This window comes from Microlunatus soli (genome assembly GCF_900105385.1).
Lineage (GTDB): Bacteria > Actinomycetota > Actinomycetes > Propionibacteriales > Propionibacteriaceae > Microlunatus > Microlunatus soli.
In genome coordinates, this window is sequence record NZ_LT629772.1 from 761,372 (window position 1) to 777,658 (window position 16,287).

The 16,287-nt window shown below is 68.4% G+C and carries 19 protein-coding genes; 8 read left to right on the forward strand and 11 right to left on the reverse strand.

What is annotated here, in order from left to right; translation table 11 throughout:
* Positions 1-27: 27 nt before the first annotated feature.
* From BLU38_RS03590 to BLU38_RS03600, 3 genes are all read right to left on the reverse strand, one after another.
* On the reverse strand, positions 28-507 hold the full coding sequence (locus BLU38_RS03590) for an NfeD family protein (protein ID WP_091531838.1): 480 nt from the start codon (positions 505-507) through the stop codon (positions 28-30).
* A 58-nt stretch (positions 508-565) separates the two neighbouring features.
* Positions 566-1,348 (reverse strand): ABC transporter ATP-binding protein, encoded by a 783-nt coding sequence (locus BLU38_RS03595; RefSeq protein ID WP_091519982.1) that lies wholly within the window; start codon positions 1,346-1,348, stop codon positions 566-568.
* Between the two features lie 119 nt (positions 1,349-1,467).
* On the reverse strand, positions 1,468-1,890 hold the full coding sequence (locus BLU38_RS03600) for a DUF3224 domain-containing protein (protein WP_091519985.1): 423 nt from the start codon (positions 1,888-1,890) through the stop codon (positions 1,468-1,470).
* A gap of 107 nt (positions 1,891-1,997) precedes the next feature.
* Between BLU38_RS03600 and BLU38_RS03605 the strand changes: the two genes are divergently transcribed.
* Positions 1,998-2,726, forward strand: coding sequence for a hypothetical protein (locus tag BLU38_RS03605; protein ID WP_157683196.1), 729 nt, complete (start codon positions 1,998-2,000; stop codon positions 2,724-2,726).
* Positions 2,727-2,746: 20 nt separating this feature from the next.
* Here the strand turns inward: BLU38_RS03605 and BLU38_RS03610 are convergent, their stop codons facing one another.
* Positions 2,747-3,271: a helix-turn-helix domain-containing protein gene (locus tag BLU38_RS03610; RefSeq protein WP_091519992.1), complete on the reverse strand. Its 525-nt coding sequence runs from the start codon at positions 3,269-3,271 to the stop codon at positions 2,747-2,749.
* A gap of 125 nt (positions 3,272-3,396) precedes the next feature.
* On the opposite strand from BLU38_RS03610, the gene BLU38_RS03615 reads away from it, so the two are divergent.
* Positions 3,397-5,319 (forward strand): VWA domain-containing protein, encoded by a 1,923-nt coding sequence (locus tag BLU38_RS03615; protein WP_091519996.1) that lies wholly within the window; start codon positions 3,397-3,399, stop codon positions 5,317-5,319.
* Between the two features lie 13 nt (positions 5,320-5,332).
* Here BLU38_RS03615 and BLU38_RS03620 read toward each other — a convergent pair whose 3' ends face one another.
* The 3 genes from BLU38_RS03620 to fabG all read right to left on the reverse strand — a co-directional run bounded on the left by BLU38_RS03620 (position 5,333) and on the right by fabG (position 8,126).
* Positions 5,333-6,514, reverse strand: coding sequence for a serine/threonine-protein kinase (locus tag BLU38_RS03620; RefSeq protein ID WP_091519999.1), 1,182 nt, complete (start codon positions 6,512-6,514; stop codon positions 5,333-5,335).
* An 82-nt stretch (positions 6,515-6,596) separates the two neighbouring features.
* Positions 6,597-7,367: an enoyl-ACP reductase FabI gene (fabI, locus tag BLU38_RS03625; RefSeq protein ID WP_091520002.1), complete on the reverse strand. Its 771-nt coding sequence runs from the start codon at positions 7,365-7,367 to the stop codon at positions 6,597-6,599.
* Positions 7,368-7,433: 66 nt separating this feature from the next.
* The gene (gene fabG / locus BLU38_RS03630) at positions 7,434-8,126 is read right to left on the reverse strand and encodes a 3-oxoacyl-[acyl-carrier-protein] reductase (protein ID WP_231920365.1); all 693 of its coding nucleotides are present in this window, start codon (positions 8,124-8,126) and stop codon (positions 7,434-7,436) included.
* Between the two features lie 245 nt (positions 8,127-8,371).
* On the opposite strand from fabG, the gene BLU38_RS03635 reads away from it, so the two are divergent.
* Complete coding sequence (locus tag BLU38_RS03635) at positions 8,372-8,839, forward strand: DUF3099 domain-containing protein (RefSeq protein WP_091520010.1); 468 nt, start codon at positions 8,372-8,374, stop codon at positions 8,837-8,839.
* Positions 8,832-9,044 carry a hypothetical protein gene (locus tag BLU38_RS03640; protein WP_172836064.1) on the forward strand — a complete coding sequence of 71 codons (213 nt, stop codon included), beginning with the start codon at positions 8,832-8,834 and terminating at the stop codon, positions 9,042-9,044. The genes BLU38_RS03635 and BLU38_RS03640 overlap by 8 nt, the downstream gene beginning before the upstream one ends.
* Before the next feature lie 24 nt (positions 9,045-9,068).
* Here the strand turns inward: BLU38_RS03640 and moaA are convergent, their stop codons facing one another.
* Together moaA and BLU38_RS03650 are read right to left on the reverse strand one after the other, a co-directional pair.
* Positions 9,069-10,073: a GTP 3',8-cyclase MoaA gene (gene moaA, locus BLU38_RS03645; protein ID WP_091520014.1), complete on the reverse strand. Its 1,005-nt coding sequence runs from the start codon at positions 10,071-10,073 to the stop codon at positions 9,069-9,071.
* An 81-nt stretch (positions 10,074-10,154) separates the two neighbouring features.
* Positions 10,155-10,676 carry a DoxX family protein gene (locus BLU38_RS03650; RefSeq protein ID WP_091520018.1) on the reverse strand — a complete coding sequence of 174 codons (522 nt, stop codon included), beginning with the start codon at positions 10,674-10,676 and terminating at the stop codon, positions 10,155-10,157.
* A 163-nt stretch (positions 10,677-10,839) separates the two neighbouring features.
* On the opposite strand from BLU38_RS03650, the gene BLU38_RS03655 reads away from it, so the two are divergent.
* From BLU38_RS03655 to BLU38_RS03670, 4 genes are read left to right on the forward strand one after another with little or no spacing between them, the layout of a single operon-like run.
* Positions 10,840-11,076, forward strand: a complete 237-nt coding sequence (locus BLU38_RS03655) for a DUF6457 domain-containing protein (RefSeq protein ID WP_091520022.1) — start codon at positions 10,840-10,842, stop codon at positions 11,074-11,076.
* Positions 11,077-11,090: 14 nt separating this feature from the next.
* Positions 11,091-11,945, forward strand: a complete 855-nt coding sequence (locus BLU38_RS03660) for an SURF1 family cytochrome oxidase biogenesis protein (protein ID WP_231920158.1) — start codon at positions 11,091-11,093, stop codon at positions 11,943-11,945.
* Between the two features lie 29 nt (positions 11,946-11,974).
* A complete protein-coding gene (locus BLU38_RS03665; protein WP_091520025.1) occupies positions 11,975-12,736 on the forward strand; it encodes an SDR family oxidoreductase in 762 nt (253 codons plus the stop codon).
* Positions 12,733-13,584 (forward strand): putative RNA methyltransferase, encoded by an 852-nt coding sequence (locus BLU38_RS03670; RefSeq protein ID WP_091520027.1) that lies wholly within the window; start codon positions 12,733-12,735, stop codon positions 13,582-13,584. The genes BLU38_RS03665 and BLU38_RS03670 overlap by 4 nt, the downstream gene beginning before the upstream one ends.
* A gap of 15 nt (positions 13,585-13,599) precedes the next feature.
* Here the strand turns inward: BLU38_RS03670 and BLU38_RS03675 are convergent, their stop codons facing one another.
* Both BLU38_RS03675 and BLU38_RS31545 read right to left on the reverse strand, forming a co-directional pair.
* Positions 13,600-15,480, reverse strand: coding sequence for an ABC transporter ATP-binding protein (locus tag BLU38_RS03675; RefSeq protein ID WP_091520030.1), 1,881 nt, complete (start codon positions 15,478-15,480; stop codon positions 13,600-13,602).
* Between the two features lie 165 nt (positions 15,481-15,645).
* The gene (locus BLU38_RS31545) at positions 15,646-16,275 is read right to left on the reverse strand and encodes a helix-turn-helix domain-containing protein (protein WP_231920159.1); all 630 of its coding nucleotides are present in this window, start codon (positions 16,273-16,275) and stop codon (positions 15,646-15,648) included.
* Positions 16,276-16,287: the final 12 nt, after the last annotated feature.

Here is a 16,287-nt window from a genome sequence, read left to right on the forward strand (position 1 = left end):
GATTGGAAGCAACCGTGTCTACCCAGCCTACGGGCTCGGTAGTTCACCGTACTTGGGGTAGACGACGGCGATCGCACCGTCGACCTCGTACACCTCGATCTCGGTGCCCTCTTCGATCACCAGATCCGGAGTGTACGGACGCGCCGTCCAGGTCAGCCCGTCGACCTTGACCTCACCACCGGAGGCACCGATCTCTGCCGTCACCACTCCGCTGCTGCCGACCATCTTGTCGGTCGAGCTGCGATAGCCGGGCATCTGGTGGATGCGCTTCATCAAGGTCGGCCGGAGCAGGAACAGCATGCCGACCGACACGGCCACCGCCACCACGATCTGCAACCCCCACAGACCGGGGGCGATCAATGCCGTCACGGCGCCCCCGACCGCGCCAGCAGCGATCATGATCAACACCAGGTCCAGGGAGATGATCTCGGCCACGCCGAGCAGCGCGGCCAGGGACAGCCACAGCGCCCACGGATTGTCGCCGAGCCAATCGGTCAGATTGATCATCGGTGCCATCAGTAGGTCACCCCCTCGTCGGTTGAGCGGTTACCTCCATAGTGCCTCATCACAGAGCGCGGGCCGCGTATCTGCCGGAACTGACCGTCAGCTGCAACGGCAGCTCGAAGGTCTCACTCAACGTCTCGGCGGTCAGGGTCTCGGCCAGCGGTCCGGCAGCGACAATGCCGCCCCTCTTCAGCAGTAGAGCATGAGTGATGCCGGTCGGAATCTCCTCGACGTGGTGGGTGACCAGCACGGTGGCCGGCGCGTACGGATCGGCGGTGATCTCCGACAGGGTGCGGACCAGATTCTCCCGGCCGGCCAGGTCCAGGCCGGCGGCCGGCTCGTCCAGCAGCAACAGCTCCGGGTCGGTCATCAGGGCACGGGCGATCTGGACCCGCTTCTTCTCGCCCTCGCTCAGGGTGCCGAAGGTACGGTCGGCCAGCTCCGCGATCGACAACTGCGCCAGCAGCTCGTCGGCCCGCTGATGATCCAGATCGTCGTAGGACTCCCGCCAGCGGCCGATCACCGCATAGCCGGCCGAGACCACCACATCGTGCACCGACTCGCCGCGCGGGATCCGCTCGGCCAGCGCCGCCGAGGTCAGACCGATCCGCGGCCGCAGCTCGAAGACGTCGACGGTGCCGAGCACCTCGCCGAGCAGGCCGGCGACCCCGGCGGTCGGATGGATCTGCGCCGAGATCACCTGCAGCAGGGTTGTCTTGCCGGCGCCGTTCGGGCCGATGATCACCCAGCGTTCGGACTCGTCGACGGTCCAGTTGATCTTGTCGAGCAAGGTCGATCCACCGCGGACGATGCTGACGTCGGCGAGATCGATTACGGCTGCCACACTGGAGAACCTACAAGATGGCCGTTCACTCGGCGTCGAGCCCGGCACCCTGTCGCACCGATTCGACGCCGATCGGTCTCTGAGCGAGGCCGGTCAGCCGAAGATCGACCGGCTGCAGCTCAGTCGGGCAACCGATAGTCGAGGTCGAAGTGATGCGTGCCGTCGGGGTCGATGCTCAACGTGCCGGTGCCACTGATCCCGACCAGTTCGCCGGTGCCGCTGTCCGGGACGATCCTGAAATGTTCATCGGTGCGGTCGGCGCCATGGGTCGATGCCCCGTGCACCACGTTGAAGGTGCCGCTGCGGCCGCAGATCTCGCCGCTGATCGCCTCCAGAGCCACGTACGACCCGGCCCCGGTCTGCTGATTCAGCGCACCGAGGAACCAGGTGACCGAGCGCCCGGACAGCTCGCCGGTGAAGGTCTTGGTCAGGTAGGCGAGGCCGGCTGACGCTGCGGTGTCGATCATCGGCAGGTCACCGACCTGTCCCGGATTCTCGGTCGGCGTGTAGTCGGCAACGGTAAAGGTCGATTTCGCATGCACGTGCCGAACCTAGCCGCGCCCGCACCGCAATGCTTGGAAGAACCCGACAGGGCTGGAAGACGCTGCCGATCAGCCCACTCTCACCACCGGTGACGTACCGTGTTCGGGTGCACTTGCCGTCAGTCAGGCTCGCCAGCCACCTGAATGCGCTGCAGCATGCCCAGATCAGCGCCGAGGTCGCCGCGCAGGCGATCACCGAACCCGAGGTCGCCCATCACGTCGTGGACCGTGATCAGCGGTTGGGACTTGACCCGCTGACCGCGCACCCGTTGGAGCAGGTGCTGCCGGAGCTCCGACTGGTCGAACGGGAGAGTTGGGTGCTGGCGCTCCCGGTGCCCGGGACGCCCGGTGCGTTGCGCGGTCCGCGCGAGCTGAACGAGGCCGCGCTGGAGGCAGGCGAGGCAGTGATCGGGCTGACCGCCGGGATCGCGTTGGTGCCGGGCCGGGTGGGTCCGGCGGTGCAATGGCGGGTCTTCGCCGCTGAGCGTCCGTTCACCACCCTGACCCCGTACGACGCGGAGCGCGCCCTGAACGAGGTGGTCCTGGAAGCCGCGGCAACCTTGACCAGCTTGGAGATCGCCGCCGGCACCCGGCCCCGGCCGGACACCGCTCTGCGCCTGGCCCCCGGCTACCCGAGCCGGCAGTTGGCCACCGCCGAGCGAGCGGCCCGCCTGCTGCAGGCCGCCGACGTCGCCCTGGACGACGATGGTGCGGCCATCTCGGTCTACGAGGCCGACCAGCGAGCCCGGGTGCTGCGACGGCTTCGGACCGCGGCCAGCGACGCGCTCTGCGCCGCGGTCAGCTTTCCGCCCCGTCCGGAGTCGTCGGTCGGCTGACGCGGCTGCCTGACCGGCCGTCAGCGGCCCACCGACCGGCTCCGCCGGTAGTGCTGGACCGCATCGGCGGTCCGGGACGCGCCGTAGGCACGCAGCAGCTCCGCGATCTGCGGGTGATCGAGGGCCAGCCGGTCCGCCGCGGCAAGGAACTCCGGCGCCGACGCGGTCGCCCGGAACACCTCCTGGATCTCTCGTACCACCCCGCCGACGTCCTGCTGGGTGGTCATGGTGAAGACGTCGGCGGTCCGATTGCGCTCCAACTGATCCAGCGCCTCCGGCACGGCGGTTCGGCCGGTCTCGACGTCGATCAACAGGTCCCGCATGTGTTGCAGTCGCAGCGCTGCAGCCGGATTGCCGAGCTTGACCCGGTGCCCGTTGATCAACTGGGACAGCATCGGCGCGGAGACACCGAGCAGGTTTGCCAACCGCCCCTGGGTCAGACCGAGCGCGCCGGCGCAGCGCACGAGCAGATCGTTCAGCGGCTCGCCGTAGACCTCGGTCTGGGCACGTCGGTTGCGCGGAACCTCGTCATCGCTGCCGCCCACCGGGAGCCTCCTTGGTCCTTCGCATATTTGCTGAAGCAAATCTACCTGATCGACTTGCGGGTGACCTCTCCCGCTGGCATATTTACTTTTGCAAATCTCGGTGCTGAACATTCTCGGAGGACCTGATGCGTACCGGACTGATCAAGCCGACGGTCGTGGCGCTGGCCACTGCCCTGCTGGGCATCACGGCGGTGGTCCTGCCGGCGGCACCCGCCGCCCATGCCGACCCGGCGAACAAGATGATGCTGGTGATGGATTCGTCCGGATCGATGAAGGAGAAACTGTCCGACGGCAAGACCAGGATCTCCGCCGCCAAGTCGGCGTTGAACACCGTCATCGGCGGGCTGCCCGGCAGCCAGCAGGTCGGCCTCCGGGTCTACGGGGCCAAGGTCTTCGATCGCAGCGACAAGGGTGCCTGCACCGACTCCCAGCGAGTCGTCGACCTCGGCACCGACAACCGTGACGATCTGAAGGCGGCGGTCGAGAAGTACAAGCCGTACGGCGAAACACCGACCGGTTATGCGCTGCAGCAGGCCGGCAAGGACCTCGGCAACGACGGCCAACGGACCATCGTCCTGGTCTCCGACGGGGAGCCGACCTGCGCGCCGGATCCCTGTGAGGTGGCCGGCGATCTCGCCGAACAGGGCATCGATCTGAAGGTCGACGTGGTCGGACTGGACGTGTCGGGCAAGGCCCGTTCGATGCTGCAGTGCGTGGCCAAGGCCGGTCACGGGCACTACTACGACGCCGACAGCGCCGACGACATCGGCAAGGCGTTGGATACCGTCGCGACGCGGTCGTTGCGACCGTACAAGCCGACCGGCAAGCCGATCACCGGCTCCGAGCAGGCCGATGGCGCCCCGGAACTGACCGTCGGCGACTGGCAGGACAAGATCGGCGGCGCGAAGCGAGCGCGAAGCGATCTGTTCTACACGCTGCGCCGGACGCTGCCGGGGTCGACCTTCCACGTCTCGGCGTCGCTGACCACGCTGGACGAATCCGACGGCCTGGACCTGAAGATCATCGGCGACACCTCGAACTGCGGGTTCGCCACCGAACAGCACCCCGTCCAGTACGGCCAGCTGATCAGCGTGGCCATCACCGCTCCGGGCTACCGCGACTGGGACGAGAAGTGCACCGAGAACGACGAGTTCACGGTGGAAGTGACCCGCAAGGAAAATGACGGAGCGTCCCGCACCGTGCCGTTGGAGCTCCGGGTCGCCGAGGAACCTCCGGTCGACAACGTCGACTCGCTGCCGAAGGAGCTGCCCGACTCCGATTACGCCCCACCGGAGACCGGACCGGCCACCAAGATCGTCGGCGGCAGCTCGTTCGCTCAAGCCACCGACATCAAGCCCGGCTCCTTCAGCGGCACCTTGGTGCCGGGCGAGGTGCAGATCTTCCAGCTGCCGATCGAGTGGGGACAGCACCTCACTGCCGAGACCCGGATCAAGCCACTCAACCAGCAACTGGACGACGCGATGGGCAACGGCCCCAACTGGCTCAACGTGAAGCTGTTCTCGCCGTCCCGGGCCATGGCCGAGAACGTCGTCAAGTCCAAGACCCAGGTCATCGTCGCACCGGACGGCGCCGAGGCACATGCGGTGAGCTATCCGGTCGCGTACCGGAATCGGACGTCCTTCGTGACCAGCAAGTCCGGAGCCAACCGCGCCGGCGTCTACTACATCGCGGTCGGGCTCAGCCCCGCGGAGGGTAAGTCCTACCAGCTGCCGTTCACGCTCAATGTCGGCGTCGACGGCGACGTGGTGGGCAAGCCGACATATCTGGAAAAGGGTCGACAGCCCAGCGCCAGCCCTTCGGCCGGCAGCACGCCGAGTATGTCGACGCCGACCCCATCGGCCAGTGCCCCGACGACGCCCGATCCGTCGCCGACCGGCAACCAGAGCGGTACGGCCGTCGACGACTCCGACGCCAAGCCGAACCCGTTGATCCGCGCGGTGGGGATCGCCGCCGGATCGGTCGGTGGACTCGCCGTCCTCGGCGGCATCGTCGCTTTGATCGTGGTGTTGATCCGGCGCCGCAGCTGATCACCGGAACCGATCAGCTGAGCAGCAGGGCGGCGACCGCTATCAGGATCAGTCCGGCGCCGATCGCCAGCAGCGGAAACACGATCCCAGCGGGCCGTCGAGCCGGTGGCGCGGCGGTGCCGTTCGCCGGTCCGTGTCCATCATCGCCGCGCGCCACATATCGCTCGCCGTGCCCGGCAGCGATCGGGCGGTCCGACGCCGGTGGCCAGGCCTGCTGCTTCTGGGGTTGTGGGTCCCGGGGGTGCTGGATCGGGAGTTCTCGGGCTGGGAGTTCTTGGCCTGGGGGTCGCTGGAACTGCAACGGCTCAGGTTGGGACGGGGCCGGTGACGCGGTCTCGCGCGGCCCGTGGGTCGTCCATCCTTCGGGCATCGGGGGCAGGTGATCGAAGACCTCGATCTCCCGGCTGCGTTCGCGATCCCAGGCCGTCGGCGTGCAGCCGTGCAGCGCATCAAGGGCCTGTTGGGCCGAACCGAATCGGCGTTCGGGGTCCGGCTCGATCAGTCTGCCGACCACCGGCGCCAATGAACTCTGTCCGATCTCTGCCAGCTCGACCGGATCGGCGTTGCTCCCACTCGGGGGTCGGGCACCGGTGAGCAGCTCGACGGCGACCATCCCCACCGAGTAGAGGTCCTGCCGGGGGTCGGGGTCGGCGCCGCGGAACGCCTCGGGCGACTGGTAGCCCGGCGTACCGATCACCTCACCGACCCTGGTCATCCGCGGATCGTCGACCGCCATTGCGATGCCGAAGTCGGTCAACCGGAGCCGTGGGCGGCCGGTGCCGGTCGCGTCCAGCAGCAGGTTGGACGGTTTGATGTCGCGGTGCACCAGCCCGGCAGCGTGCACCGCGACCAGCGCGGACAGCAGCTGACCGATCAGGTCACCGACCCAGATTCCCGGCAGGGCACCGAAGTCGCGGGCCAGCGTGGCCACCGTGCCACCGGCGACCAGCGGCATCGTGAACAGCACCCGATCGTCCTCGGCCGACCAGCCGACCGGGGTGACGACATGTTCATGATCGATCCGCCACGACGTCTCCCGGACGAACCGCAGCAACGAGGCGCTGTCGGACTGCTTGAGCATCTTGGCCGCACGGAAGGTCGCTTCCTTGTGGTCCCAGACCCGCCAGACCGTACCCATCCCGCCGTCGCCGAGAACGTCGACGAACTCGTAGCGGCCGGCGAACCGTTCTGCCATCCCCGAGCCCTATCTCACCGTCACGTCAAGCTGTCCGGTGGTGTGCCGCTGCCGTTGATCGATCACGTGACTGCCCGAGACTTCAGGCGCCCATCTTCTGCATGCCGCCGTCGACGTGCACCATCTCGCCGGTGGTCTTGGGGAACCAGTCGCTGAGCAGCGCGACGGCGGCCTTCGCTGCCGGGTTGATGTCCTTCGGGTCCCACCCGAGCGGGGCGCGCTCGCCCCAGACGTCGTTGAACTGTTCGGAGCCCGGGATCGCCTTCTTGGCCAGCGTGTCCAGTGGGCCGGCCGAGACCAGATTGACCCGTACGCCCTCGGGCCCGAGATAGCGGGCCAGGTAGCGGGAGGTGGACTCCAACGCGGCCTTGGCGACGCCCATCCAGTCATAGACCGGCCAGGCGACGGTGGCGTCGAAGTCGAAGCCCACCACCGAGGCGGTCTCACCGAACAGCGGCTTGACCGCCATCGTCAGGCTGCTCAACGAGTACGCCGACACCTGCATCGCCGTGGCGACGTCGGGCCACGGCGTGGTGAGGAAACCGCCACCGAGCGCGGTCTCCGGATTGGCGAACGCGATGCAGTGCGCGACCCCGTCGATCCGATCGACATGCTCGCGCAGGTTGCCTTCCAGGGCGGCCAGATGATCTTCGTTGCTGACGTCGACCTCGAGCAGCACCGGCTCCGGATCGAGCTTCTTGATCACCCGCCGGGTCAGACTCATCGCCCGACCGAAGTTGGACACGATCACCGTCGCGCCCTCCTGTTGGGCGATCTTGGCGACGTGGAAACCGATCGAGGTGTCCAGGGTCACGCCGGCGACCAGGATGTTCTTGCCTTCAAGGATTCCCACTGCTACTCCCGTACTTGATCTTGCGGGTTGATCATGAAATTTGGTGATCGCGGGTCGCGCCGAGGATCAGTGGCCCATCCCGATCCCGCCGTCGACGGGGATCTGTGCACCGGTGATGTAGCCGGCGCTGTCGGACGCCAGGAACTCGACGGCGGCGGTGACATCGTCGACCGCGCCGAGCCGGCCCAAGGGGATCTGCTTCTTGTATTCGGCGACCAACTCGTCGGACAGCACGGCGGTCATGTCGGTCTCGATGAAGCCGGGCGCGACCACGTTCGCGGTGACGCCGCGGGAGCCGACCTCGCGGGCCAACGAACGGGCCAGTCCGACCAGCCCGGTCTTGGACGCGGCGTAGTTGACCTGCCCGGCCGAGCCGAGCATCCCGACCACCGAGGAGATGAAGATGATCCGACCGAACCGGTTCCTGATCATCGGCCGGACCGCGCGCTTGGCGACCCGGAACGATCCGGTCAGGTTGGTGTCGATCACCGACTGCCAGTCCTCGTCGGACATCCGCAGCACCAGCGTGTCCTTGGTGATGCCGGCGTTGGCGATCAGCACCTCGACCGGGCCGTTCGCCTGCTCGACCTGGGCGAACGCGGCGTCGACCTGGCCGGCGTCGGTCACGTCGCACTCGACGCCGAGCACCCCGGTCGGAGCCTCCCCGCTGCGCGATGTGGTGGCGACCTTGTGGCCGGCGGCGGCGAACCGCTCGGCGATCGCCCGGCCGATCCCCCGGCTGCCGCCGGTCACCAGCACGCTCCGCGGCTGGAAGCCCTCGTCGGCTGTGTCGGTACCTGATCCTGCGGTCTGTCCTGCGTCAGTCACGCCGACACGCTATCGGATCGGCGACCAGCAGCAGCGACGGAGGCAGCCCCACAAGACCGGATCCGGTCGCGCGGATCGCTCCGCCGCCCGACCGCCCGGGACGCCGATCTCCCTACGTCGTGCCTCGACTCGGACGGCGGCGGTGCTCGTTGGTTGCGGGCGTCTAGAGTGAAGGTGTGAGTGCGGCACATGGTTCGCGGACCGGACGGCGCGGGGACAACCCGAGCCTGATCACGTCCGCGCAGCCGGGCGCCAGCGAGGACTTCCGCGGTCGACAGATCCGCTACGTCGTGACGATGGGCTTCCGGGTCGCCTGCTTCATCGCGATGATCTGGGTGCCCAACCCGTGGCGGTGGCTGTTGTTCGCCGCCGCCGTCGTGCTGCCCGCGATCGCGGTGATGTTCGCCAATCAGGCCGACCAGCGTTCCGATCGCGGCACCTTCGAGACCGGATCCGGTCCCCGGTTCAGCATCACCGGAAGCTCCCTCGGTGAGCTGGATCCGCGCAACGGATCGGCCGACTCCCCCGACGCTGACGCTTCCGACCCCGGCTCCACCGACCCGAATTCGACCGCATCGGGTCCGGGCAGTCCGGGTCCGGGCGAGTCGGACACCGGACCCCAGCAGGAAGGACGTCGTGGCTGAACCCGGACTGGAATCGGACGAACGGATCTGCTCGGCGAAGGGCTGCCAGCAACCGGCCGGTTTCGACCTGCGCTGGAACAATCCGAAGATCCACACCGAGGACCGTCGCAAGCACTGGCTGGCCTGCGCCGAGCACCGCGAGTCGCTGGCGAAGTTCCTCAGCGCCCGCGGCTTCCTCCGCGAGATCGAGCCGCTGGCCCCCTGACCCAATCCAGAATTGTCCGGTGGGTCAGCCGCCGATGGCGGACATCGGACGGTCCGGCTGCAGGAAGGACGGGTCGTCGATGCCGTGGCCAGGACGCTTGATCGCGACGGCGGCAATCCATTGGTCGGCGAGTTGCTGGTCGGTGGCTCCGGACCGCAACCGGGACCGGAGGTCCTGCTCGGTCCGGGCGAACAGGCAGTTGCGCAGTTGGCCGTCGGCGGTCAGCCGGACCCGATCACAGGCGCCACAGAACGGCTCGGACACCGCGGCGATGATGCCCACCCGGTGGGCCGTGCCGGCGATCCGATACAGCTCTGCCGGTGCGCTCCCCCGACTGCGGACGTCGACCTGGTCTTCGACCAGATCGAACTCCGCCGCCAGAGTGGTCCGGATCTCCGCGGCAGTGATCATCGTGTCCCGATCCCAACCGTGCTGGGCATCCAACGGCATCTGCTCGATGAATCGCAGCTGCACGCCCTGCTCGATCGCCCACCGCAGCAGCGGCCCGGCTTCATGATCATTGATCCCGCGCATCAGCACCGAGTTGATCTTGACCGGCTGCAGCCCGGCCTCGGTGGCCGCGGCCACGCCGGCCAGCACATCGTCGAGTCGACGACGGCGGGTCAGCCGGACGAATGTGTCGGCGTCCAGCGTGTCGAGTGAGATGTTGATCCGGTCCAGGCCGGCGTCGACCAGGCGCTCTGCCCGCCGGGCCAGCCCGATCCCGTTCGTGGTGAGGGCGATCTGCGGACGGGTGGGCAACGCGGCGATGCCGGCGACCAACTCCTCCAGCCCCTTACGCAGCAGCGGTTCGCCACCGGTCAGCCGCACCGTACGGATCCCGAGCAGCTCGGTGCCGATCCCGATCAGTCGGAGCAGCTCGTCCTCGGTGAGCAACTCGTCGCGGCCCATCCAGTCCAGGCCCTCGGCCGGCATGCAGTAGGTGCAGCGCAGGTTGCAGCGATCGGTCACCGAGACCCGCAGGTCGGTCGCAACCCGACCGTGGCGATCGGCCAGCACTCCGCTCATGCGACGAGCCTACGCGCGCCCGAAACCGTCGGAAACGGCCGGGTGCCTGCCCGGGTGCGGATCGGGGCTCAGCCTCCGGGCTCAGGCCGGTTCGTCGACCGGCGCGGCTGCCGGTGGTTGCCGCGACATCGCGGTGTAGGCGGCGAAACCGAACGAACCGGCCAGTGCCAGCACCCGCATCCACGGCTTGTTGAAGACGTTCCGAGTCGCCGCGTCCAGCGACAGCGCACCCGGGCCGCCGAGTGCCAGAGCGCTGCTGACCAGCCCGAGGACGGCCGGGAACTCGAACCCGCCGTCGGTGTTGAAGAACCCGTTCGGGGCATGGGTACTGGCCGCCACCGCCATCGTGCCTGCCGCTCCCGCACCACCGGCGCCGGTCGCCAACCCGAGCACCAGCGACGCCCCGCCGAGGGTCTCACCGAGGCCGGCCAACTGTGCGGCCCGGCGCGGCTCGGGGAAGCCCATCTGCTCGAAGCCCTTGGTCACCCCGTCCAACCCAGGCCCGTCGAACGCCCCGAAGAGCTTCTGTGCGCCGTGCGAGATCAGGGTGCCTCCGACGCCGAGCCGGACTGCCAGCAGAGCGAGATTGCCGAGCTTGCTCATGGGGTTCCTTCCGCGGATGACAAGGTGCCGTCCATCATGCCCCGCGGAGGGCACCTCGCAACACCCGCCCCCGCTCGTGCGATCATCGGCCTGCGATGGTCTAGGAGTGCGGTTGCGCCGGCCCGCGGTCGCATGGGAAGGGCTGAACCTCATGGAGTCAGGTATGGAACTGGACGCATGGCTAGGCAAGCTTGCCGATGAGCTGAAGATCGGCGACGTCGAGCTCGACACCGACATGATGCACACGCTGCTCGATCTGGCCCGCGACGCGGCGCATCAGATCGACCGGCCGGCTGCCCCGTTGACCTGCTACCTGGTCGGGGTCGCCGTCGGCCGCGGAGCAGCGCTCGGCGCGACGGCCGCGACGGCGACCGCGGCGGCATTGGCCGTGGACGACTGACGTAAGCTCGGGTGGTGTCCCAGCAGGCTACCGATCCGGCGCGGCCGACCCAGCAACACCGTCGGCCCCAGCAGCGCAGGCCGCAGCGCAGGTCCGGCCCGCCGCCGGCGCCGAAATACCCGCTGTGGGTCCGCTGGGTCGCGCTGGCGCTGTTCGTCGCCGTCCTCGGAGTGACGTTCGTCAAGCTCGGTCAGTGGCAGTTGCGGCGCCTCGATGAGCGGCGCGCCGGCAACGTCGTCGTCCGTGCCAACGAGCGTGCCCCGGTCGCGGAGTTCTCCGACATCTTCAGTCACCCGATCGGGGCCGCCGACGAATGGAAGCGGGTCCGGGTCACCGGCACCTTCGACGCCGATCGGCAGTTCGTGATCCGCTACCGGGACAACTCCGACGACTCCGGCTACGAGGTCGTCGCACCGCTGCGCACCTCGGACGGCCGGACCGTGCTGATCGACCGCGGCTTCATCCCCGTCGACGGCGGCCAGCGGATCGCTCAGCAGGCGCCACCACCGCCAACCGGGACGGTCACCGTTGTCGGCCGGGTTCGAGCCGACGAGACCGGCCGGGACAGTGCGACGGTTCCGGTCAACGGACATGCCCGCTTGATCAACTCAGGCAAGATCGGCTCGGCGCTGGGTCGGCCGGTGGTGAACGGCTACATCGACGCGCTCACGATGGATCCTGCCGATCCGACCACGTTCGCCCCGATCGATCTCCCGGAGCTCAACGACGGCCCGCATTTCTGGTACGCGGTGCAGTGGTTCATGTTCACCGGCATCGGCGTCCTCGGCGTCGTGGTCTTCATCCGCGGTGATCTGCGGGATCGTCGCGAACGTCGTGCGGCGGCGGCCAAGGTCGCCCGTGAGTCGTGACACGATCTGAGTCGTGACACGATCGGCCCATGGACCTTCAGCTCACCGATCGTGTATTCGTGGTCACTGCCGCCAGCAGCGGGCTCGGCCGCGCCACCGCGACCCAGTTGGTCGCCGAGGGCGCCAAGGTCGTCCTGGTCGCCCGCCGCGGCGACGTGTTGGATGAGGCGGTCGCCGAGCTCGGCTCGGACTCCGCGGTCGCACTGACCGCCGACCTCACCGCCGTCGAGACCCCGGCGCAGGCTGCCCGGTTGGCCGTGGCGACCTACGGCCGGCTGGACGGTGCCCTGATCAGTGTCGGCGGCCCACCGGCCGGCCCGGCGTTGGCGATGTCCGACGACCAATGGCGGGACGGTTTCGAGTCGGTGTTCCTGGCCGCGCTGCGGACGATCGGCGCCGTGGTCGACCATGGTACGGCCGACGACCTGGCGATCGCCTGTGTGCTGTCCACCTCCGCCCTGTCACCGATCGGCGGCCTCAGCATCTCCAACGGGCTGCGTCCCGGGCTGGCGATGTTGATCAAGCAGGTGGCCGACGAACACGGCCCGGACGGGACCCGGATCAACGGCCTGTTGCCCGGCCGGATCAGCACCGAACGCGTACAGTACCTGGACTCGTTGGCCGACGATCCCGAGGCCGCCCGCCGGGGCAGCGCGGCCCGGATCCCGCTGCGCAGGTACGGCGATCCCGACGAGTTCGGCAAGGTCGCCACCTTCCTGCTGTCGCCGGCGGCGTCGTACGTCAGCGGCAGCCTGCTGGCCGTCGACGGTGGCGCACTGCGAGCCCTATGAGCCTGTCCGCGGTCGCCGATCTGCTGACCTGTCCGAACTGTCACCGGCCGTTGTCGATCATGGATCGTACGGTGCGGTGCCCGACCGGCCACAGCTTCGACCTGGCCCGGCAGGGGTATGTCAACCTCCTCACGGGCCGGCAGCCTGCCAACGCCGACAGCCCGGAGATGATCACCGCCCGGGACCGCTTCCTCGGTGCTGATCACTATCGTGCACTGGCCGACGCGATCGCGGACCGGGCAGCCGCCGCGGTCGACGGACTGCCCGCCGAGCAGGGGCGGCCGCGGTTGGCCGAGACCGGGGCCGGCACGGGCTACTATCTGGCGACCGTCCTGGACCGGATCACCGATGCGACCGGAATCGCTACCGACATCTCGGTGCCGGCCTGTCGGCGGGCCGCACGTGCCCATGCCCGGATCGGGGCGGTGGTCGCCGACACCTGGGCCGGACTGCCGATCGCCGACGGCCACATCGATCTGCTGATGGTGATCTTCGCACCCCGTAATCCGCCCGAATTCGCGCGCCTGCTGGCCCCGGGCGGCCGGCTGATCGTCGTCACCCCGGGGCCCGACCACCTCCGGCAGTTACGCGAACCGCTCGGCCTGTTGGGCATCGAAGCAGACAAGCAGGACCGGCTGCAGGCGACGATGAGTGCGCACCTGGAGCCAGTACAGCGAGATCGGCTGCGCTATCGGCTGCGGCTGGCCGACGACGAGCTGATCGCGTTGGTCACGATGGGGCCGAATGCGCACCACACCGACGAACGGATCGCCGAGCGGGTCCGCGCGCTGCAACCGCCGGTCGAGGTCGACGTGGACGTCTGGATCTCCGAGTTCGCCCAGCGCTGAGTCCCGGCCGCGCCGTCAGCCCTCCATCTTCTCGGCGAACTGCGTGCGGTAGAGCTCGGCGTACAACCCGCCGGCGGCGATCAGTCGGTCATGATCACCGGCCTCGACGATCCGGCCGTGATCGACGACCAGGATCTGATCGGCGTTGCGCACCGTGGAGAGCCGGTGGGCGATCACCAAGCTGGTCCGTCCCTCCATCGCCCGGTCCAAGGCCCGTTGTACCGCTACCTCGGATTCGGAGTCCAGGTGCGCCGTCGCCTCGTCCAGGACGACGATCGGCGGCGCCTTCAGCAACAATCGGGCGATCGCCAAGCGTTGCCGTTCGCCGCCGGACAGCCGGTAACCGCGCTCGCCGACGACCGTCTGCAGACCGTCGGGCAGCGACCCGACAAGATCACCGACCTGGGCGGCCCTCAGCGCCCGCCAGAGCTGATCATCGGTCGCGTCCGGCCGCGCGTAGCGGAGATTGTTCTGGATCGTGTCGTGGAACAGGTGGGCGTCCTGGGTGACGTAGCCGACCGCGCCGTGCAGTGATTCCAGGGTCAGGTCGCGGACGTCGGAATCCCCCACCCGGACGGCGCCGGAGGTCGGGTCGTAGAGCCGTGCGACCAGGTGGGTGATCGTGGTCTTGCCCGCACCGGACGGACCGACCAGAGCGACCGTCTGGCCGGCGTCGGCGCGGAAGTCGATGTCGTACAAGACCGGGTTGTCCGGCCTGTTCTCGGTGGTGGCGACCAACTCGAGGCTGGCCAACGACACCTCGTCGGCGCGGGGGTAGCTGAAGCCGACATGATCAAAGGCGATCGTCGCCGGTCCGGTGTAGCCGCGGGCGTCGTCCCGGTCGGCGATCATCGGTCGCAGGTCGAGCACCTCGAAGACCCGCTCGAAGCTGACCAGTGCTGTCATGACGTCGATCCGGACGTTGGTGAGCTGGGTGAGCGGGCCGTACAGCCGGGTCAGCAGGCCGGCCAGCGCGGTCAGGGTGCCGACGCTCAACGCTCCCCCGACGGCGATCGCGCCACCCACCCCGTAGACCAGGGCGGTGGCCAGCGCAGCAACCAGGGTGAGCGCGGTGACGAACAGTCGGCCGTTCATCGCGATGCCGACCGAGATGTCGCGCACCGCCCCGGCCTTGCCGGCAAAGTTGCGATGTTCGTCGTCGCCGCGACCGAACAGCTTGACCAGCAGCGCGCCGCTGACGCTGAACCGTTCGGTCATCGTCTCCGACAGTTCGCCGTTCAGCTGCATCTGCTCGCGTGTCATGCCGGCCAGCCGACGGCCCATGATGCGTGCCGGGATCAGGAAGATCGGCAGCAGGACCAACGCCGCCACAGTGAGCTGCCAGCTCAACAGGACCATCGCCACCAGTGTGGTGATCAAGGTGATCGCGCTGGACACCACGGTGATCATCGTGCCGGTGAACGCCTGCTGGGCGCCGATCACGTCGGAGTTGAGCCGGGAGACGAGTTTGCCGGTCTGGGTCCGACTGAAGAAGGCCAGTGGCATCCGCTGGACGTGATCGTAGACCTGGGTCCGGAGGTCGAAGATCAGACCTTCCCCGACCCGCGCCGAGAACCATCGTTGGATGATCGACAGTGCGGCGTCGACGACCGCGATCACCGCGACCACAACCGCGAGCCCGACGACCAGCCCGTAGTCCTTGCCCAGCACGCCGTTGTCGATCAGGTCCTTGAACAACAGCGGTGGCACGACACCGATCGCCGCCCCGACGATCACCAGGATCAACAACGCCGCAACCTGCCAACGATACGGCTTGCCGAAGCTGATCACCCGCCGCACCAAGCCCTTCTTGAGCTTGTGCGACAGCACTTCCCGATCGCTGCGGGACAACCTGCCCAGTCCGAAGCCGAAGCCCCCGAGCCCGCGCATGCTCATCCGGTCTCACACTCCTCCGGCGCGCAATCCTTCGACACTGGGCCGACGCACCACCCGTGAACCTACTCCGCACTGCCGCGCAGCCAAGCGTCGTCATCACAGCCGGACATGACAGGGCCCGGACACCTGAGCGGTGTCCGGGCCCGGAACTGTCTTCGGTCGACGTCAGCGCTTGCGTGCCGTCTTCTTGGCCGCGGTCTTCTTGGCCGGGGCCTTCTTGGCGGTCGTCTTCTTGGCGGCGGTCTTGGCCGGGGCCTTCTTGGCCGGGGCCTTCTTGGCGGCGGTCTTGGCCGGGGCCTTCTTGGCCGTCGTCTTCTTGGCGGCGGTCTTGGCCGGAGCCTTCTTGGCCGTCGTCTTCTTCGCAGCGGTCTTGGCCGGGGCCTTCTTGGCCGCCGTCTTCTTCGCAGCGGTCTTGGCCGGAGCCTTCTTGGCGGGGGCCTTCTTGGCCGTCGTCTTCTTCGCAGCGGTCTTGGCCGGAGCCTTCTTCGCCGCCGCCTTCTTCGCGGCAGTCTTGGCCGGAGCCTTCTTCGCCGGGGCCTTCTTCGCCGCCGCCTTCTTGGCGGGGGCCTTCTTCGCCGTCGTCTTCTTGGCCGCACCGCGGGTTGCCCCGCCACGACCACGCAACTCGACGCCGGCCTCGGAGAGAACGCCGTGCACGAAACCGAACGAACGTCCGGCGTCGTCAGCGATCTTGCGGATGCTCTCGCCAGCGGTGTAGCGCTTGGCGAACTGGGACGCGAGGGTGTCTCGCTGCGAACCGGTGATCCGAGAACCCTTAGCTAATGCCTTGGCCACTCTTCCTCCTGG